General features: G+C 64.2%; 18 protein-coding genes, 2 tRNA genes and 1 other annotated feature. Of the genes, 8 read left to right on the forward strand and 12 right to left on the reverse strand.

The window, feature by feature from the left end:
• The first annotated feature begins 53 nt into the window (after positions 1 to 53).
• The 3 genes from G579_RS0113285 to G579_RS0113295 are packed head-to-tail and all read left to right on the forward strand — an operon-like array spanning position 54 to position 2,544.
• Positions 54 to 398: a phage holin family protein gene (locus tag G579_RS0113285; protein ID WP_028990558.1), complete on the forward strand. Its 345-nt coding sequence runs from the start codon at positions 54 to 56 to the stop codon at positions 396 to 398.
• 3 nt (positions 399 to 401) lie between these two features.
• Complete coding sequence (locus G579_RS17680) at positions 402 to 1,373, forward strand: patatin-like phospholipase family protein (RefSeq protein ID WP_051181661.1); 972 nt, start codon at positions 402 to 404, stop codon at positions 1,371 to 1,373.
• A gap of 37 nt (positions 1,374 to 1,410) precedes the next feature.
• Positions 1,411 to 2,544, forward strand: coding sequence for a 3-deoxy-7-phosphoheptulonate synthase (locus G579_RS0113295; protein WP_028990559.1), 1,134 nt, complete (start codon positions 1,411 to 1,413; stop codon positions 2,542 to 2,544).
• Between the two features lie 260 nt (positions 2,545 to 2,804).
• Here G579_RS0113295 and G579_RS0113300 read toward each other — a convergent pair whose 3' ends face one another.
• The 3 genes from G579_RS0113300 to G579_RS0113310 form a co-directional block, all read right to left on the reverse strand.
• Positions 2,805 to 3,536: a response regulator transcription factor gene (locus tag G579_RS0113300; protein ID WP_051181663.1), complete on the reverse strand. Its 732-nt coding sequence runs from the start codon at positions 3,534 to 3,536 to the stop codon at positions 2,805 to 2,807.
• The gene (locus tag G579_RS17685; protein ID WP_038020094.1) at positions 3,536 to 5,098 is read right to left on the reverse strand and encodes a sensor histidine kinase; all 1,563 of its coding nucleotides are present in this window, start codon (positions 5,096 to 5,098) and stop codon (positions 3,536 to 3,538) included. The genes G579_RS0113300 and G579_RS17685 overlap by 1 nt, the downstream gene beginning before the upstream one ends.
• Positions 5,099 to 5,269: 171 nt before the next feature.
• Entirely contained in the window at positions 5,270 to 5,467 is a 198-nt protein-coding gene (locus G579_RS0113310) for a hypothetical protein (protein WP_028990561.1), read from the reverse strand.
• A gap of 206 nt (positions 5,468 to 5,673) precedes the next feature.
• Between G579_RS0113310 and G579_RS0113315 the strand changes: the two genes are divergently transcribed.
• The 4 genes from G579_RS0113315 (at position 5,674) to G579_RS0113330 (ending at position 7,832) form a co-directional block, all read left to right on the forward strand.
• A complete protein-coding gene (locus G579_RS0113315; RefSeq protein WP_028990562.1) occupies positions 5,674 to 6,894 on the forward strand; it encodes an aspartate kinase in 1,221 nt (406 codons plus the stop codon).
• Between the two features lies 1 nt (position 6,895).
• Positions 6,896 to 7,546 (forward strand): MnmC family methyltransferase, encoded by a 651-nt coding sequence (locus G579_RS0113320; protein ID WP_028990563.1) that lies wholly within the window; start codon positions 6,896 to 6,898, stop codon positions 7,544 to 7,546.
• Positions 7,547 to 7,616: 70 nt separating this feature from the next.
• Positions 7,617 to 7,709: transfer RNA gene (locus tag G579_RS0113325), tRNA-Ser, on the forward strand.
• Positions 7,710 to 7,755: 46 nt separating this feature from the next.
• A tRNA-Arg gene (locus G579_RS0113330) sits at positions 7,756 to 7,832 on the forward strand.
• A 228-nt stretch (positions 7,833 to 8,060) separates the two neighbouring features.
• Here the strand turns inward: G579_RS0113330 and G579_RS17690 are convergent.
• The 6 genes from G579_RS17690 to G579_RS0113355 all read right to left on the reverse strand — a co-directional run bounded on the left by G579_RS17690 (position 8,061) and on the right by G579_RS0113355 (position 12,297).
• Positions 8,061 to 8,591 carry a c-type cytochrome gene (locus tag G579_RS17690; protein WP_051181665.1) on the reverse strand — a complete coding sequence of 177 codons (531 nt, stop codon included), beginning with the start codon at positions 8,589 to 8,591 and terminating at the stop codon, positions 8,061 to 8,063.
• A gap of 103 nt (positions 8,592 to 8,694) precedes the next feature.
• Entirely contained in the window at positions 8,695 to 9,375 is a 681-nt protein-coding gene (locus tag G579_RS17695) for a restriction endonuclease (protein ID WP_211218751.1), read from the reverse strand.
• Between the two features lie 201 nt (positions 9,376 to 9,576).
• A complete protein-coding gene (locus G579_RS19620; protein ID WP_269137069.1) occupies positions 9,577 to 10,260 on the reverse strand; it encodes an HsdM family class I SAM-dependent methyltransferase in 684 nt (227 codons plus the stop codon).
• Positions 10,158 to 11,060 (reverse strand): type I restriction-modification system subunit M, encoded by a 903-nt coding sequence (locus G579_RS19625; protein ID WP_269137070.1) that lies wholly within the window; start codon positions 11,058 to 11,060, stop codon positions 10,158 to 10,160. Before G579_RS19625 ends, G579_RS19620 begins: the two co-directional genes overlap by 103 nt.
• The gene (locus tag G579_RS0113350; RefSeq protein WP_028990564.1) at positions 11,057 to 11,764 is read right to left on the reverse strand and encodes a nucleotidyl transferase AbiEii/AbiGii toxin family protein; all 708 of its coding nucleotides are present in this window, start codon (positions 11,762 to 11,764) and stop codon (positions 11,057 to 11,059) included. Before G579_RS0113350 ends, G579_RS19625 begins: the two co-directional genes overlap by 4 nt.
• On the reverse strand, positions 11,761 to 12,297 hold the full coding sequence (locus tag G579_RS0113355) for a hypothetical protein (protein ID WP_028990565.1): 537 nt from the start codon (positions 12,295 to 12,297) through the stop codon (positions 11,761 to 11,763). Before G579_RS0113355 ends, G579_RS0113350 begins: the two co-directional genes overlap by 4 nt.
• A gap of 541 nt (positions 12,298 to 12,838) precedes the next feature.
• Here G579_RS0113355 and G579_RS0113370 point away from each other — a divergent pair.
• Positions 12,839 to 14,067, forward strand: a protein-coding gene (locus G579_RS0113370) for an IS3 family transposase (RefSeq protein ID WP_155989881.1) whose coding sequence is annotated in 2 segments (ribosomal slippage) — positions 12,839 to 13,127 and positions 13,127 to 14,067 — 1,230 coding nt in all. Because the reading frame shifts where the segments join, the coding sequence is not laid out codon by codon here.
• Positions 13,117 to 13,233: a sequence feature (AL1L pseudoknot), on the forward strand. (Overlaps the previous gene by 117 nt.)
• Positions 14,068 to 14,104: 37 nt before the next feature.
• Here the strand turns inward: G579_RS0113370 and G579_RS18765 are convergent.
• The 3 genes from G579_RS18765 to G579_RS0113380 all read right to left on the reverse strand — a co-directional run bounded on the left by G579_RS18765 (position 14,105) and on the right by G579_RS0113380 (position 18,448).
• Positions 14,105 to 14,611 carry a restriction endonuclease subunit S gene (locus G579_RS18765; RefSeq protein ID WP_081662806.1) on the reverse strand — a complete coding sequence of 169 codons (507 nt, stop codon included), beginning with the start codon at positions 14,609 to 14,611 and terminating at the stop codon, positions 14,105 to 14,107.
• Between the two features lie 67 nt (positions 14,612 to 14,678).
• Positions 14,679 to 15,683 (reverse strand): RhuM family protein, encoded by a 1,005-nt coding sequence (rhuM, locus tag G579_RS0113375; RefSeq protein ID WP_028990568.1) that lies wholly within the window; start codon positions 15,681 to 15,683, stop codon positions 14,679 to 14,681.
• Positions 15,680 to 18,448, reverse strand: a complete 2,769-nt coding sequence (locus G579_RS0113380; protein ID WP_028990569.1) for a type I restriction endonuclease subunit R — start codon at positions 18,446 to 18,448, stop codon at positions 15,680 to 15,682. Before G579_RS0113380 ends, rhuM begins: the two co-directional genes overlap by 4 nt.
• Positions 18,449 to 18,535: the final 87 nt, after the last annotated feature.

The following is an 18,535-nucleotide window of genomic DNA, read 5'->3' on the forward strand; positions in this document are numbered from 1 at the left end:
GCGGCCCAAGGGATGCCGGACCCCGATCGACAACAACCAAGCCTGGGAAAATCATGCGACTACTGCTGCGCTGGCTGATCAACGCCCTGACCCTGCTCTTCGTGTCCTTCCTGTTTCCGTCCATCCAGATCGCCGGCATCGGCGCCGCCCTCATCACCGCCCTGGCGCTGGGGTTGGTGAACGCCCTGATCTGGCCCGTGCTGCTGCTCGTCACCCTGCCCATCAACGTGCTGACCCTGGGGCTCTTCACGCTGGTGATCAACGGGCTGCTGTTCTGGTTCGTGTCGTCCTTCGTCCCGGGCTTCCAGGTGGGCGGATTCTGGTCGGCCTTCTGGGGCGCCCTGGTCTTCAGCATCATCTCCTGGCTGGCCAGCGCCCTGATCCCGGACCGGGACTAGCGCGTGCAGCGCTATCGCATCCTGTGCCTGGACGGCGGCGGCATCCGCGGCCTGATCGCCGCCATCTGGCTGCAACAGCTGGAGCAGAAGCTGAATGCTCCCCTGCGCGAGCACTTCGACTTGGTGGCGGGCACCTCGACCGGCAGCCTGCTGGCTTGCGCCGTGTCCCTGGGCCTGCCGGCCGAACGCATCGTCGCGCTTTACTTCGAACGGGGCAGCGCGGTCTTCCCCGGCACCGCCGCCCGCCTGTGGAGCCGGGCCAGCCGGATCTTTTCCGAAGGCCTGAGCGCGCCCCGCTATGACGGCAAGGGCCTGGAAAAGGCGCTCAAGCGCGTCTTCGCCAAGACCCGCTTCGGCGAGCTGGCCATCAAGCCGACCCTGGTCTTCACCTACGACACTTTCAATCGTGAGCCGGTGGTCTTCAAGAATACCAAGCCCGAGCATCTGGAGCTGCCGGTGTGGGAGATCTGCAAGGCTTCCTGCTCGGCGCCCACCTACTTCCCGGCGCACGTGATGAAGCTCGGCAAGGCCAGGACGCCGCTGATCGACGGCGGCGTGGCCGCCAACAATCCCACCGCTTGCGCCATCGCCGAGGGAGTGCGGGTCAACAAGGGCCGGCCGGCGGGCGAGCGGGCGGAGATCGACGATTTCGTGGTGGCGTCCTTCGGCACCGGCGAACTCACCCGGCCCATCGACATTGCCGAGGCGCGGGAGTGGGGCGCGCTGGAGTGGGCCGTGCCCATCATCGACGTGCTCTTCGACGGCTCCACCGACGCCGTCAACTACATCGCCACCCAGATCCTGGATGACGACCGCTACTTTCGCTTCCAGACCCGGTTGGACGCGGCCTATGATGATATGGATAATGCGGATGCGACCAATCTGAACGCGCTGGCCAACACGGCCCGGCGCTACCTGTCGGCGGGAGGGGGCGACGCGCTGCTGGATCGGCTGGCGGCGCAATTGCGACGCTAGCGTTGCCGCCATCCCCGGGATACTACTGGGAACAGCCATGATCCTCATTCTTGCGCCCAACATCGATCAAAACAGTCCCGAATACCGGCAGCTCATGGACTACGTGAGCAAGCTGCCCAAGATCCAGGCCCGCGTGCACCAGGAGCACGGCGCCCAGCAGGTGCTGACCGAGGTGTACCTGGTCGGCGATACCGCCTCCCTGTCGGTGGAGGACATGAAGAGCCTGCCTTGCGTGGAGCGGGTGGTGCGCGTGTCCGAGGAGTACCGGGTGCTCGGTCGGCACAAGGACGACCAGCGGCCGACCGCCTTCGAGTACAACGGCGTGCGCTTCGGCCAGGACAACCTCAACGTCTTCGCCGGCCTGTGCGCGGTGGACACGCCCGAGCACGTCGAGCTCATGATGAAGGCCCTGCGCGAGCATGGCCAGGTGTGCACCCGCATGGGCGCCTACAAGCCGCGCACCAATCCCTATTCCTTCCAGGGCCACGGCAAGGCCTGCCTGCCCTACGTCTTCGAGCTGGCCGGCAAGTACGGCATCCGCGTGATCGCCATGGAGATCACTCACGAGGCGCACGTGGACGAGATTCGCGAGGCCCTGCGCCAGACCGGTAACCCCACGGGCGTCATGCTGCAGATCGGCACGCGCAATACCCAGAACTTCGAACTGCTGAAGAGCGTCGGGCGCCAGCGCGAATTTCCGGTGCTGCTCAAGCGCGGCTTCGGCATCACCCTGGAGGAATCCCTCAACGCCGCCGAATACCTGGCCAGCGAGGGCAACACGCGCGTCATCTTCGGCCTGCGCGGCATGAAGACCAACATGGGTGACCCGCACCGCAACTTCGTGGACTTCGCCCACGTGCCGGTGGTCAAGCGCCTGACGCGCATGCCGGTGTGCATCGACCCGTCCCACTCGGTGGGCTCCCGCGAGCGCGCGCCGGACGGCATCCTGGACGTCATGCACGTGACCGCCCAGGGCGTGATTGCCGGCGCCAACATGATCCTGGTGGACTTCCATCCCAACCCCCAGAAGGCGCTGGTGGACGGCCCGCAGGCACTGCTGCTGGAGGAGCTGCCCCAGTTCCTGGAGGACGTGGCCATCGCCCGCGCGGCCTACGAGCAGCGGGTCGCCTTGGCGCAGCGCCAGCGGGCGGGGTCGGCGCCGGCGGCATAGCGCTGCCGGCGGGACCCGCAGTGTGGCGGGGAACGGCCGCCGCGGGGGAGTGATGATCGCGAGCAAGCTCGCTCCTACATAGCTGCGCGCCAGCTGGCGATGGTGGCTTTCCCCGGCAATGCTCCTCTCCCGACGGGAGCGGGCCGGGTGAGGGGGGAATAGGGCGCCTGCCCGGGCATTGTCCCGGAGCACGTGGCCGTCGCCGGCTGTGGGAGCGGGCTTGCCCGCGATCATCACGGCACGTGGCGCCGCCACCGCGCTCACATGCTGGCGTAATCCTCGACGAGCTTGTAGCCGCTGCCGTGCACCGTGAGCAGGTAGCGGGGGTTGGCCGGGTCCGGCTCGATCTTCTTGCGCAGGCGCAGGATGAAGTTGTCCACGGTGCGGGTCATGATCTCGCGCTGGTGCCCCCAGATATCCATCAGGAGCTGATCGCGCGACACCACCTGGCCGGCGTGTTCGACCAGGTATTTCAAGAGCTCGAACTCGCGGGCGCTGGCTTCCAGCTCCCGGTCGCCGCGCCGGATCTGCTGGCGCCGGAAATCCACCTCGCAGGCGCCGACGCGGATGGTTTTCACGGTCGGGGCGGCCGGGCGGGCGCGGCGCAGCTGCGCGTGGATGCGCGCCAGCAGTTCGCGCAGGCCGAAGGGCTTGACCACGTAATCATCGGCGCCCATTTCCAGGCCCAGCACCTTGTCGATCTCCTGGCCCTTGGCGGTGAGCATGATCACCGGCATTTGCAGGCCCTCGGCCCGCAGCGTGCGGCACACATCCAGGCCGTCGCCGTCGGGGAGCATGATATCCAGCAGGATCAGGTCGGGCCGCTCGCGCAGGGCGGCCTCCACGCCCGCGCCCGCCGTTTCCGCGCCGAGCACTTCATAGCCCTCCACCTCCAGATTGTCGCGCAGGCCCATGCGCATGGCCGGATCGTCCTCGATCAGGAGGATGCGCTGCCGGGTCGCGGTTTTGCCCTGCTGAGTGCCGTTTTGCATCACGCTTTCCCCTTGTAGGTCGGAAAACTCACCACCGCCTTGACGCCGCTGCCGCCGGCGGGCTGGTCCAGCACGAAGTGGGCCTGGTGGGCGGCGGCGATCTTTTCCACCAGCGCCAGGCCCAGCCCGCTGCCGCTGGCCGAGGGCAGGGCCTGGCCGCGGTAGTACGCCTTGCGGATGCGCTGCGCCTCATTGGCGGGTATGCCGGGACCGAAGTCGATCACCTGCAGTTCTACCCAGTCCGGGTTGCCGTGTAAATGGACTTCCACCGCTTCGCCGCTGGCGGCGTACTTGGCGGCGTTGTCCAGCAGGTTCAGCAGGATCTGGGTGATGCCGTTGCGGTCGTGGGCCACCGGCGGCAGATTCTCGTCCAGGAAAGTGCGCAGGGAGAGGCGCTTTTCCGCCAGATGGGGCGCGTAGCGCTCCAGGATGTCCGATATGGTGCGGCGCAGGTCCATGTCCGTCAGCTCGTAGACCTTGGCGCCCATGTCCAGGCGCGAAAAGTCGAGCACGTTGTTGATCATGCGGGTCAGTCGCTCCGCTTCGCGCAGGATGGTCAGATGGTACTCGTGCACGCGGCTCGGGTCCGTCACCCGCCGCAGGTACAGAGTCTCGGCAAACATGCGGATCAGCGCCAGCGGCGTCTTCAGTTCGTGGGAAACGTTGGCCACGAACTGCTTGCGCAGGTCGATCAGAGCGTGCTCCTGGCGCAGCTCCCACCAGGCGGCCAGCACCGCCATGAGAATCACCAGCAGCACGCCCGCGGATACACCCCAGATGGTCCAGTTCTGGTGCTGGAGCTGGCGGCTGATGCGCTCGGGATCCGGGGTGTAGACGAGCTGCCAGCCCGGCAGATAGCGGCTCAAAGGAAAGTACAGGGCGTGCGCCAGCGGGCGGCTGCCCGCCGGCTCCAGGCGCACCTGGCCGCCCTGTTCCTGGGTGAAGCCGGCCAGCAGCGGGGCCACGTAGCGGGCGGTCAGCACCGGCACATTGAAGCGCAGCACGATGTAGCCGTCCTCGTGGGTGGGGTCCAGGTCGGCAATGGGTTGGAAGGCAAAAAGGCCGAATTGCCCGCCCACCGGCTCCACGAAGGTGCGGGGCGCGAAGCGGTGCAGGCCGGCGGCGTGGCCTTGGCGGGGGGTGTATTCCTCCTGTACCCGCTGGGCCAGCCAATCGTCGAAACGGGCCCGCCGGGCCGAGAGCGGCACCGGGAAGCTGTGCTTCGCCGCGAAATTCTGGTTGAGCAGCAGCACCTGCTCCACGGACAGGAAGTGCTGGCGCATGAGCATGAGCCGTTCGTCGTCCACGTCTTCCAGCGGCACGTTTTTGAGCACCAGGAAGGGCGCCTGGATGGCGCTGCCCAGCGCCTCTTCCGTGCGGCTGGCCAGCAGGGCCAGGGATTGCTGCTGGTTGGTTTTGAGGGTCTGTTCGAGCAGGGCGCGCTCGCCGCGCAGCGAATAGATGGTGAAGCCCAGGACTGTCAGAATGGCCAACAGCAGCACCAGCAGGAGCAGAAGAGGGGAGCGCAGGCGGCTCGGGGACAGGGGCGTGGCTGGCTTCAAAGCATGTGTCCGGGGCAAGGAAAAGCGGCCGTTCCGGGAATTGAGCGGGCTTGCGGCATTATAAGATCCAATCGGTGCCGGCAGCTACTCCCGACGGGAGCGGGCGGCGCCCCCACAACGCAGACGAGGGGCGCTGACGCCCCCCATCCGCTGCCTGGTCCGCGAGCGAACTCAGTGCTTGGCGGCCGCCTTGTGGCTGGTCTTCTTATGGCTGGTCTTGTGGTGCACGGCCTTGCCGGCCGGCTTGCTGGCCGCTTCCTGCTTGGTGGCAGCGCCGCCTTGGGCGCCGGCTTTCGCGGCATCGGCGGCAAAGGCGCCGCTGCTGGCCAGGAACAGACCGCTCAGAGCAATGGCAATGACTTTCTTCATCGTCGTCTTCTCCTTGAAGAGGTGGTGAACGTGTAGCCGAGCTACGGTATTTACTTTATGCTCCCCAGGAAAAAGCGCCATCACACACCGGTCAACGAAGGTCAAAGGATGTCAAGGCGGCCGGCGCGCCGGAGACTCGCCGTGGGCGCGCAACTGTGCTTTAATTTGCGCTTTGAACCGTCCCCGTCGTCACGGAAATCCCATTCATGGCATTGATCGTACAGAAGTTCGGCGGCACCTCCGTGGGCTCGCCGGAGCGCATCCGCAATGTGGCAAACAAGGTCCTGGCGGAGATGGCCAAGGGCAACCAGGTGGTCGTGGTGGTGTCGGCCATGTCCGGCGAGACCGACCGCCTCATCAAGCTGGCCAGGGAAATGCACGCTCGCCCGCCGGAGCGAGAGCTCGACATGCTCATTTCCACCGGCGAGCAGGTGACCATCGCGCTGCTGGCCATGGGCCTGGAGAGCCTGGGCCAGCCGGCGCGCTCCTATACCGGCGGCCAGGTTGCCATCCAGACCGACTCGGTGCATACCAAGGCGCGCATCGTCAGCATCGACGAGCACCGCATCCGCGAGGACCTGGCCGCCGGGCGCGTGGTGGTGGTGGCGGGCTTCCAGGGCGTGGACGCGGCGGGCAACATCACCACCCTCGGGCGCGGCGGCTCGGACACCACCGCCGTCGCCATCGCCGCCGCCCTCAAGGCCGACGAGTGCCACATCTACACCGACGTGGACGGCGTCTACACGACCGATCCGCGCATCGAGCCGCGCGCCCGCCGTCTCGACCGCATCACCTTCGAGGAAATGCTCGAAATGGCCAGCCTCGGTGCCAAGGTCCTGCAGACCCGCTCCGTCGAGTTCGCCGGCAAGTACAACGTCCCCGTGCGCGTGCTGTCCTCCTTTGCGGAGGGCCCCGGCACGCTGGTTACCTGTGAGGAAGCAGCCATGGAAGAAGCCAAGGTCTCCGGCATCGCCTTCAACCGCAACGAAGCCAAGATCACCATCGTCGGCGTGCCCGACCGCCCCGGCATCGCCCACAGCATCCTGGGCGCCGTGTCCGCGGCCAGCATCAACGTCGACATGATCATCCAGAACGTGAGCGAGCACGGCAAGACCGACTTCACCTTCACCGTAGAGCGCAACGACTTCGACAAGGCCCTGGAAATCGTGCAGAAGATCGGCCGGGAGCTGGACGCCGAGGCGGTGCAGGGCGACAACCGCATCGTCAAGATCTCCATCGTCGGCGTCGGCATGCGCTCCCACGCCGGCATCGCCGCCACCATGTTCGAGACCCTGGCGCGCGAGAACATCAATATCCAGATGATCTCCACCTCCGAGATCAAGATCTCCGTCGTGGTCGACGAGAAGTACCTGGAGCTGGCCGTGCGCGCCCTGCACGAGGCCTTCGGCCTCGACAAGGCGGCCTGAGATGCCTCAGCGCGATTGGGTTCCTACCGCCGACGGCACCGTCACCCTGCGCGCCGCCAACGGCGAGACCTACAACGACCTGGAAGGCGGCGTGCACACCGCCTTCTCGGCCTTTGCCTACGGCGCCTCGCTGCTGATGGCCGGCGAGCGGGTCAGCGTGCTCGACATCGGCTTCGGGCTCGGCGTGAACGCCGCGGCCGCCTGGGCCACCCTGCGCGACATCGGCGCCCAGCTGGTGCTCACCGCCATCGAGCCCGATCCGGAGATCCTGGACTGCTTCGGCGACTGGCCCGCGCCCTTCACCCTGCGCGAGCCGCGCGAGGACATGGCCAAGGCCATGCGCGGCCAGCCGGTCAAGAACCTGGAAATGCGCCTGCTGAAGGAAACGCTGCAGGACGCCGGCAGCGCCATCTCCGCCGGCTACCACGCCATCTTCTTCGACCCCTGGAGCCCCGCCGTCCAGCCCGAGCTCTGGCAGCCCGAGCTGCTGGCCGACCTCTACAAGCGCCTGCGCCCCGGCGGCCACCTGGTCGCCCGCAGCTACGGCACCGAGCCGCTGGCGCCCTTCACGGCGGCCGGCCTGGACGCCGAGCTGCTGCGCTGGCCCGGCGGGCGCGCCGAGAGCGTGCGGGTGAGCAAGCCCAAGCCCTAAGCGGTAGCATTTGCCGGCCGGCGGTGCTAGAATGCTGGCGGTCGCCGTGATCAGCGGCCCGTTGGTACCCGGAGAGATGGCCGAGTGGCTGAAGGCGCTCCCCTGCTAAGGGAGTATGGGGTCAAAAGCTCCATCGAGGGTTCGAATCCCTCTCTCTCCGCCATTCATCTTGACAGTTCGCCCAGATTCACTAAAATACACCGTCTCACGCGCTCGTAGCTCAGCCGGATAGAGCAACTGACTACGAATCAGTAGGTCGGGAGTTCGAATCTCTCCGAGCGCGCCATACACAAAGCCGATCTCAACGAGATCGGCTTTTTCATTTGCATCACTCGATCCAGTCTGTCTCACTCAGCGGCCCTAAGCGGTCCGGATTAGGCAGGCAACCGCGCCGCGCGAAGCTTGGCGACGCTCGTGGCCCTTGCCCGGGCGTTTCCGCCACCGCGATTCACAGTGGGCCGGCAGCGCAGATGTCCGTTGCCCGTGCGGGTATCTGCCGGGCTCCGCCGCCTAGCTACCGCTGCTGAGCGGGAGGGAGCGGGGCGGGCACCCGGTTGCGGATGGGTTTGAGCGTCTGCAGATACGCGAAGATCGCCTTCAGATCGTCGTCCGTCAGCTTGGCGTAGTTGAACCAGGGCATCGGCGGAAGCAGGGGGCGTCCCGTCCCGCGGCGCTTGCCGTTGCGCATGGTCTTGATGAACTCCTCTGCCGTCCACTGGCCCAAGCCGGTGTCCTTGTCGGGCGTGAGGTTGGAGGCAAAGCTGGTGCCCCACGGCCCCACCCAAGCGGTCAGGTCGCCCGTGCCCAGGATCCATGGGCCGCTGTTGCCGGGCTTGGGTGGCAGCTTGGCCTTTTCCGGGTGGCCGGACAAAGACAGCGCGGGATTGGGCTGCATGCCGCTGAGCTTCGGCGCATGGCAATCGGCGCAGCCAATGGACTGGACCAGGTACTCCCCGCGTTTGACGACATCCGTTGGCGCCGCCCACGCGCCGCCGGCGCCGAGACATAAAAATAGAATGGTGCCCAGCTTCGCAGAGCCGTTCATGCGCGCCTCCTGCCGTTTTAGGAGCCTCATTCGACTGTAGGAGCCCGCGCGGCTTGTGCAATCCGACCTTCGGCACTTTGGCCGATGGGTCGATCCGGGTGCTTTATTCGATTGCCGTGGTGCCCCGGCAAGCGGGAAATGCCGAGCAGCCCCAGAACGCCCGGCCCGCATTGCCGCCCTGCCTAGCCGTGCGCCGGACCATGGCAGCGCCGCAGCGGGGACAGGCGGGGGCCGCAGGTGCTTGAGACGCGGCGGGGGTGGAGGCCTGGGTCATGCCGGCGCTTTTCGCGCCCTGGATCATGGCCAGCAACTGCTCGCCTTCGATCAGCTCGATGTTCCGCCCTTGGGCGAAGGCTCGCGCATCCGCCGTGAAGCGCCCGGCCGTCACCACAAAGCCGCCAGTCGCGCCCCGGGCCGCCATGACGCCATACAGCGCGCGCACGACATCCACTCCAACCTTGAGCGCCTTCCATTGCTTGCACTTCACCAGGTAAAGCTCGCCGCCCTTGCGCAAGACTAGGTCCACGCCGCCATCCGGGCCATGGCCGCCGGTCTCGACCACACCGTAACCCTTGCGCCGGCAGGCCTCGCCGACCAGCATTTCAAACTCCCGCCAGTTCATGTCCAGCAGAGCGCTCTGCTGGCCGCGGGCCCGGGTTTGCTCGACCAGTTGGCCACGTTGGCGCTGTTTGAGCGCCGACAAGACCGCGCCGATCAGAAAGGCGGCGGGGAGCAGGTACTGGCCGAACTGGGCCAGGGCCCTGATGAGTTGCGCGCCGGCCATGCTGCCGAGCTATTCTATATTGGCGGCCGTGGCTAGCTCGCGGGTCGCCATGGGATGCAGGAGCAGATAAGCGGCCCCCGCCAGCGCCACCCCCATCCACCAGGGCAGAGTGGCGGCTATCTCGATCAAATCATTAAAACCACTCTTTTTCCGGCATGCCATCTTTCCTCCTCATTGTTGTTTTAATTTGGCGAGAGACTTTCAGGCCTCTTCAGCCGCCGGCCCCAGATCCGCCAGAATCTCCCGGAACTGCGCCAGCGCCGCCTCCAGATCCTCCACGATCTCCGCCGCAATCACCTCGGGCGCCGACAGATTGTCGGAGTCCGATAGCGAGTCGTCCTTGAGCCAGAAGATGTCCAGGCTGGCCTTGTCGCGGTTGATCAGTTCTTCATAGTCATAGGCGCGCCAACGACCGTCCTGGCTTGTTTCCGACCATGTGGCTTGGCGTTGGAATCGGTTTTCCGGGTTGTAGCACTTCACGAACTCATCCAGGTCTTCGCGCTTCAAGGGGTTGGTCTTGAGCGTGAAGTGCATGTTGGTGCGCAGGTCGTAGATCCAGAGCTTCCTGGTCCACGGGGTCTCGGAGGCGGGCTTCTTGTCGAAGAACAGCACGTTCGCCTTCACGCCCTGGGCGTAGAAGAGGCCGGTGGGCAGGCGCAGCAGGGTGTGGACGTCGCACTCGTGCAGCAGCTTGCGGCGGATGGTTTCGCCGGCGCCGCCTTCGAAGAGCACGTTGTCGGGCACGACCACGGCGGCGCGGCCGTTCTGCTTGAGCAGGGTCTTCACGTGCTGGACGAAGTTGAGCTGCTTGTTCGAGGTGGTGGTCCAGAAGTCGCCGCGCTCGACGATGTCGCGCTCCTTGCTGACTTTTCCCTCTCCGCCCACAATCGTCGTGCTGCTCTTCTTGCCGAAGGCGGGTTGGTGAGCACCAGGTCGAAGCGGTCGGCGGCCAGCGAATCCTTCACCTCGACAGGCTCGAAGTCCTGGCTGCCGATGCCGTGCAGCAGCATGTTCATGGCGCACAGCCGCGCCGTGGCCTGCACCAGCTCCCAACCCTTGAAGGTTTCCTCCTTGAGCTTCTTGCGCTGATCCTTGGTGAGGTGCGGGTTGTGCTTCACCACATAGTCGTGCGCCGCCAGCAGAAAGCCGCCGGTGCCGCAGGCCGGATCTGACACGGTCTCGCCGGGCTTCGGCGCCATGACATCCACGATGGCCTGGATCAGCGGGCGCGGGGTGAAGTACTGGCCGGCACCGGACTTGGTGTCCTGGGCGTTCTTCTCCAGCAGGCCTTCGTAGGCATCGCCCTTCACGTCGGCGCTCATCGACACCCATTGTTCCTTGTCGATGAGATCGACCACCAGCCGCCGCAGCTTGGCCGGGTCCTGAAACTTGTTCTGCGACTTGTTGAAGATCAGCCCGAGCAGGCCCTGCTGGTTGCCCAGCGCCTCCAGGGTGTGGCGGTAGTGATCGAACAGCTCGTCGCCGTCCTGCTTGATGAGGCTCGGCCAACCGTACTGCTCCGGCACCGGGCTTGGCTGGTGGTAGGGCGGCTTCGTGCGCTCGTCGGCCATCTTGAGAAACAGCAGATAGGTGAGCTGCTCGACGTAGTCGCCGTACGACATGCCGTCGTCGCGCAGGACGTTGCAGTAGTTCCAGAGTTTCTGGACGATGGTGGACGTATTCATGCTTGATCCAATTGCGCAATCTGGTCGAGCCGCTCTACCAACAGCCTCACGCGGCCGGCAAGCGACTCGTCCGGGAACATTATGCCGGGCAAGGCGTTGATAAAGTCGGGCATCGCCAGCAGCGCCCGGCATTGCGCGGCGAGATACTGCCGCAGCTCGGGTTCGGTCGAGGCGATTTCTTTGACAAGCTCTAGCCGCCCATCCAGCACGTTAACGATGTCTTCCAGATCGTGGCTACCTAAAACATCACCATGGCCGCGATCGAAGAACGCCTCGAATTTTGTGGCTATGAAGGCAGGCGCGCTGACCAGGCGAATCGTCACGCCTGTCGAAAGCCTTAACGTCTGTGCCGTTTTCACCGCCAGCGGATACCAGCGATTGGCAAAACCGAGAACACTGGAGTCCATCGGCATCAGGTCCACTTCCAGATTGTTGAAGCGCCAGCGGCAGATCGGCGCATCCCGCGCCATGTCACGCTTGAAGCCGAGCCGGGAGAACTCTTTTTCCAGTGCGTGATACCCGACCAGCGCCTCCACCCGCGCCACCAAGTCGACATCGTAAGTCACCCGCGCCGGTGCGGCCGCCGGGTCGGTGAGCAGCAAATCCACCGCGCAGCCGCCAACGAACACCAACTGATCCCGCAGCTCCCCCAATACATCCGCAATCAGTTCAATCTTCGCCAGGTTCGGATGCTCTCGCCTCATTGGAAATAAGGCTCCAGCAACTTTTGCGCGGCGTCGCGTTCGCGGACCTGGCCGCTGCGGATCGCATCGAACAGCGCCAGCACGGCGTGTAACCGGGCGTCCTTCAGCGCGGCTTCCGGCACCGAAGGGTAAAGCGGCGCCAGACTCAAGCCCCGCACCGACCCCTTGGCATGCGGCCACACCGGCACCGGATCGCCCGACGGCGCGATCACGCTATTCAGCGGCGCCGCGCCATAAGCCGTGGGCACGCCGCGGGTAAGGGACCCCCACACCGGTGCAAACGCATACTTCGCGCCATGCAACACGAATTCCCGCAACTGCGGCTTGAGCACCACCGGCCGGCGGTCTTCAAACATTGCCAGCCGTGCCGCAGCCGCGCGCCTGAGCGCGCCATGCACGGCGGAGACCGCCAAGCCGGTCTGCTCTGCAAGCTCCGCGTAGCCGGCACTGCTGTCGCCGCGGCTGAGCAAAGCCAACAGCACATACAGATCCTGTGGCTTCAGTGCTGTCTGACGATTACTTATTTTTGGCATATTCTCTTTTCAAGAAATAAGAACAGTGTGATCAATATGCTATGCCGATCATACATTGAAAGTCAATGTTCTTATTTCAAGAATAAAGAACAGTTGCCCTGCATCCCAAGCCTGGCTATTATAGCCCCGCCACCGCCTCCCGGGTCGCCTGCTCCGGCCACAGTACCTTTCCGTGAATCGTCGTCGGCCGCTCGTTCAGCCAGCAGGAAACCTTGAGCGGGTTCAACTCCATCATATTGCTTGCCTGACACACCCAGGTCTCCAAATCCTGCTTCGCCACCCACAGCTAACCCTGTACCGAGCGGTCCACACGCCGTGTCGAAGCGCACCGGCCCCAGCGCCAGCTCTGCCTTTTTGATCTGTGTGGCCGGGCAGCCGGCCGTGGCCAGCGTAGCCATGTACAGCAGGCGAAACCACTTGCCACCCAGTTTGGCGAACTGTTCCTTGCATCGTGACAGAGCATCACGCACTGCCGCCGGTCAAGAGTGAACTGAATCGCCCCGGGTTTTGAGGAGGCTCTGACATCTGAGAGAATGGAGCCATGACCAAGACCAACAAGTTTTCCCCTGAAGTACGTGAGCGTGCGGTGCGGCTGGTGCAGGAGCATCGGGACGAGTATCCCTCGCTATGGGCCGCCGTTGAATCCATTGCCCCCAAGATTGGCTGTGTGCCCCAGACGCTGCTGGAGTGGGTCAAGCGGGTGGAGGTGGATTCCGGTACCCGTCCGGGCATGACGACGGCTGAAGCCCAGCGCATCAGGGAGCTGGAGCGCGAGGTCAAGGAGCTACGCCGTGCCAACGAGATCCTGAAGCTCGCCTGCGCGTTTTTCGCTCAGGCGGAGCTCGACCGCCGGCTCAAGTGATGTACGCCTTTGTGGATGCACATCGCGTTACCTATGGGGTCGAGCCGATCTGCCAAGTCCTGCAGATTGCCCCATCGGCATACTGGCGCCATGCGGCAAGGCAGCGTCATCCGGCATTGCGCAGTGCACGTGTCCTGCGCGATGCCGTGCTGATGTCAGAGATCGAGCGCGTCTGGCAGGCCAATCTGCAGGTGTATGGCGCCGACAAGGTCTGGCGCCAGCTGAACCGGGAAGGCATTGCCGTGGCCCGTTGCACCGTCGAGCGCCTGATGAAACACCTGGGGCTGCAGGGCGCCAGACGGGGCAAGGTCGTGCGCACCACGATCAGCCATGCCAAGGCACCCTGTCCGCTGGATCGCGTGAACCGCCAGTTCCAGGCGGACAGGCCCAACCAGCTCTGGGTGTCTGACTTCACCTATGTCTCGACCTGGCAGGGTTGGTTGTATGTGGCCTTTGTCATTGACGTGTTTGCCCGGCGCATCGTGGGCTGGCAGGTCAGCCGTTCCATGCAAACAGACTTTGTGCTCGATGCGCTGGAGCAGGCCTTGTATGCCCGTCAGCCCGGGCGGGCAGATACGCTGATTCATCACTCGGACAGGGGATCGCAATACGTCAGCATCCGCTACACCGAACGGCTGGCCGAGGCCGGTATCGAGCCCTCGGTGGGCAGTAAGGGCGATTCCTATGACAACGCCCTGGCTGAAACCATCAATGGCCTGTACAAGACCGAGCTGATCCATCGGCAAGGTCCCTGGAAGTCTCGGCAGGCCGTGGAACTGGCCACACTGCACTGGGTGCATTGGTTCAACAATCATCGGCTGCTGGAGTCAATCGGCTATATCCCGCCAGCCGAAGCAGAGGCAAACGACTACCAGCAACTCGCCCAAAAGGACAAGGTTGCTGCCTGAACTTAAACCAATCTGCCTCTACGATTCCCGGGGCGATTCATTGTTGTTGGTCGAGGGGTGCGACGGGAATCTCAAAACGGTGCAGAGCGGCAGTCTCGATACTGGCGACCGTGGTCCCCTGCTTTGAGCACGTATTCAGTATCTCGCGTGCAAAACAGCGAAGGGCCCAAGCCACATACTCGGGCAATACGCCGTCATTCGGCGTTATGGCCTTCAAATCTTGATTGACCGTTACCGGCACAGTGGTGATCGCCACAGGAAGCGTGTGGCTCAAAATCCCGCTTCGTGTAACGACTAGCACGGAACCCGCTGGTATTAGCTTTGCAGTTGATTCGTCAACAGCGGCTTTGGTGATGTGGTCCTCACTGTCCGTGATGCGTTCTGTCTTCACATCCTTGGGGGAAACCCAAGGAATCGTGCCATTCGTCCAGAACTCTGGCTTTGCTTTCGACGGGGTACCGCCTCCCGACCATTCGCCGAGTTCTTTCAGTGGCACGAGTTGCCAGGTATCCGGGATGCTATGACTTTCCATAACTGCACTCATGCCGCCAACGCCTCGTTCAGTTCTTCAATGATCGTATTCAGTTTGTCGCCGAAATCCTGATACATGGTCATTCGCCGCCATCCTGGAGCAGGTTCAGGATCAACCGGATCAGCAATTCTTTGTGCGCTGGGTCGCTCTCGGCGACCAGCAGCGCGACGGCGACCAAGGCATTGTTGGCGAAGCGCGGTGTGCCGTCGGGCTTGATCGACAGGCCGTTGCGATCGAGGTAGAGCAGAAACAGGAAGCTGCCGATGCGCTTGTTGCCGTCGGAAAACGGGTGATCCTTGATAATGAAATACAGCAGATGCGCGGCGCGTGTCTCCACGCTTGGGTAGAGCGCTTCGCCGCCGAATGTTTGCTCGATGGAACCCAGGATGCCATCCAGTGCGCTACCCCGCTCCTGACCGAAGAGCGCCGTGGCCTCGCCTTTCGCCATCAAGGCTTGCTTGAGCGCCGAAATCGCCCGGCGACTCTCATCCGATGACAGGCCGGCGACGGGGCGGGTCGGATGCACCGGCGACTCGGGCAGGCGGTTCTCGTCGTACTGCAACAGCAAGCGCCAGGAACGGGCGTAGCGCGTGACCACGTCCAGCACGGCCCGGCCCTGGTAGTTGACCAGCTCGTGGGCGGACAGCGTTCGCGCCAGCAGGCGCACGGCCTCCTCCATTTCGGTGAGACCTTTCTCCCGCAGGCGGCGTTCGTTGAGGGTGTAGCCCTGGACCAGATGGTCTCGCAATGTGCGGGTGGCCCAGATGCGGAATTGGGTGCCGCGAAGAGATTTGACGCGGTAGCCAACCGAGATGATGACATCCAGGCTGTAATAGATGACGGGCTTGTCGGAAAAAGGAATATGCATTTTTTGCATATTGCCTTCGGTCGGCAACTCGCCTTCAGCGAATACGTTGCGCACGTGCCTGGAAATGACCGACTGGTCGCGTCCAAAAAGCTCGACCATCTGCGCCTGTGTCAGCCAGACGGTTTCTCGCTCCAAGTGCACGTCCAGGAGAATCTGGCCGTCGGGTGTCTGGAACAGGGCGATCTCGCCGCCGGGCAATGGGTTGCTCTGTTTCATGCGGCCAAGGTTTCGTTCAATTCTTCGATGATTGTATTCAGCTTGTCGCCGAACAGTTGATGTACTTTGCCGAGGCCGCCGTGTTGTGAGAACGGCGCGTACTCGAAGTCGTCCGACTCGATACCCAAATTGGCGGCGATGTGGTCGCGGATCATTTCCAGCCAGCGGATTTGTTCTCTGGTGAACTGTTTGCCCGCGCTTTCCTGGCTCGCCAGCCACACCTGGAAATTGGCCGCGACGCGCTCGGGGAAAGGGATGAGTTCATTGTCCTGGTGCATGGCGAAGCGCACCAGCGAGACGAGGTCGGTCAGGATGCGGCGGCCAGCGGCGCCCTTGACCCTGGACTTCTCCAGCGCGGCGTAGGCCTGCCAGAGCTGAGATTCGTTCCAGAGATAGGGTGGCTTTTCGATGGCGCTGGCGAGCTCCTGCACTGCCGCGAAGCTGAGGCGCTGCTTGTAGGGGCGGCTGTAGAGCACCTGCAGGGCGGTGATTTCGTCTTTGTGCTCGGCGATGAACTGCTCGAAGGATTGGACCATGCCCTTGGCGCGGTCGAGGGCATCTTGGGAGAAGCCGGCTTCGAGGAGTTCATCTGCGCTGATGATGTCGATGACGACTTCGTTTTTCTTCTTGATGGTGTCGATGGTTTCGCGCAGCTTGGGGTCGTGAAAGGGCTTGACGGCCTCCCGCACCCGCTCGTCCCGGTTGGGGGCATCGGGGTCGAGGGCGGCGATGATGCGGTGGCCGAGCTCTCGGACGCCGAACCCGCCGGTAATCTCGCGGATCTTCTGGTCGTCCTCGGCGCTCATGCGGTGTTCCATGCGCGCCAGCCGCCCGGCCAGGGACGAGAGCACGTCGTCTTCAGTGTTGCCGAAGGCCACGGCCTGCATGAGTTTTTCGAAGCTGACGGTGGGCTTCTGCTCCATGGGGCGGGAGTCGGTCTTGTCCTGCCCGCAGACGCCGACGGCATCGACGATGACGAAGTGGTCCTTGGCGCGGGCGTCGGGGGTGACGCTTTGCAGGTCGTCGGGCTTGATGACGCGCACGCCGCGGCCTTTCATCTGCTCGAAGAAGGCGCGGGATTTGACGGCGCGCATGAACATGACGACTTCCACCGCCTTGATGTCGGTGCCGGTGGCGATCATGTCCACGGTGACGGCGACCCTGGGCATGGGGCTGGTGCGGAATTCGTTGATGAGGTCCTTGGGCTTGGCGCCGGTGGTGCGGTAGGTGATCTTCTGGGCGAAGTCGTTGCCCTTGCCGAACTCCTCGCGCACGATCTCGACGATGTTCTCGGCGTGGGCGTCGTCCTTGGCGAAGATGAGGGTCTTGGGCACCCACTCGCGGCCGGGGAAGATTTCGGTGAAGAGCTTGTCGCGGTAGGTCTGGATGATTTTGCGGATCTGGTCCGGGGCGACCACGTCGCGGTCGAGCTGGTTGGGGTCGTAGCTGAAATCGTCGTCGAGCTGTTCCCAGCGCTTCTTGCGGGTGTCGCGCTCCATGACCTGCACGGCGTAGCCGGACTCCACCTTGGAGCCCTGTTCGGTGATGGCGGTGCGGATGCGGTAGACGTCGTAGTTGACGTTGACGCCGTCGGCCACGGCCATCTCGTGATTGTATTCCATCACCAGGTTCTGGTTGAAGAAGCCGAAGGTCTGCTTGCTGGGCGTGGCGGTGAGGCCGATGAGGTAGGCGTCGAAGTACTCCAGCACTTGGGCCCAGAGATTGTAGATGGAGCGGTGGCATTCGTCGGTGACGATGATGTCGAAGGTTTCGATCGGTATCGCCGGGTTGTATTCGATGGGTTCGGGCTGCTTGAACAGGCCGCCGAGCTGGTCCACCGATTCTTCTTCCAGCTCTTCGGGCAGGTCACGGCCCTTGAGCATGGAGTACATGCGCTGGATGGTGCAGATGCAGACACGGGCGGTGGTGTCGAGCGTGTTGCTGCTCAGGCGCTGGACGATGTACTCCTCGGTGAATTTGAAGTTGTTGTAGGGCGAGGCGTATTGCTGGAATTCCTTGAGCGTCTGGTCGCCGAGGTTGCCGCGGTCCACGAGAAACAGCACGCGCCGGGCACCGGCGAACTTGATGAGCCGGTAGATGAATGAGATGGCGGTGAAGGTCTTGCCCGAGCCGGTGGCCATCTGGATGAGGGCGCGGGGGCGGTTTTCCCTGAGCGACCGTTCCAGATTCTGGATGGCCTGGATCTGGGCGGGCCAGAGGCCTTCTGCCTTGAGCGGCGGCATGCGGTTGAGGCGGGCAAGGAAGCTGCCCTGCTCGGCATAGGCCGGCGGAGGCGCTTCCGCGGCCTGGGGCAGCGCGGCATCGGAAGCCGGCCCGCGCCCGCAAGCGCCGGATTCCAGCCACGCCGCCAGGGTGTCGGGCCGGTGAAAGGCGAAGACCGGGCGCGAGCGCGGCTCGGGGTCGAGGCCATTGGTGAAGCGGGTTTCGACGCCGGTGGACTGGTAAGAAAAGGGCAGGGGAGCGGCCCAGCGCGGCAGCCCGGCGGGCAGGCCCAGGGTGTACTTGGCGGCCTGGGTTTCCACGCCGGTGAGGGTGACGCCCTTTTTCTTGGCCTCGATGACCCCGGCGGCCTTGCCGTCCACGTAGAGCAGATAGTCGGCGAAGCCGTGGCCCGGCAGGGGGAATTCGCGGATGGCAACGCCGCGGCCGGCGAAGATGTTGGCCGCATTGGCGTCCTGCACGGCCCAGCCTGCCTGGGCAAGCAGCCGGTCGATAAGCTCCCTGGCTTCCTGTTCTTTTGACATTATCCAGCATCCGCAACCTGTGGGGAATAATAGCACAGGATGGCCGGAATGCAGGCTGGCCGGGCATGGCCTTTCAGGAAAAGGGGC

The organism is Thermithiobacillus tepidarius DSM 3134 (assembly GCF_000423825.1).
Classification (GTDB): domain Bacteria; phylum Pseudomonadota; class Gammaproteobacteria; order Acidithiobacillales; family Thermithiobacillaceae; genus Thermithiobacillus; species Thermithiobacillus tepidarius.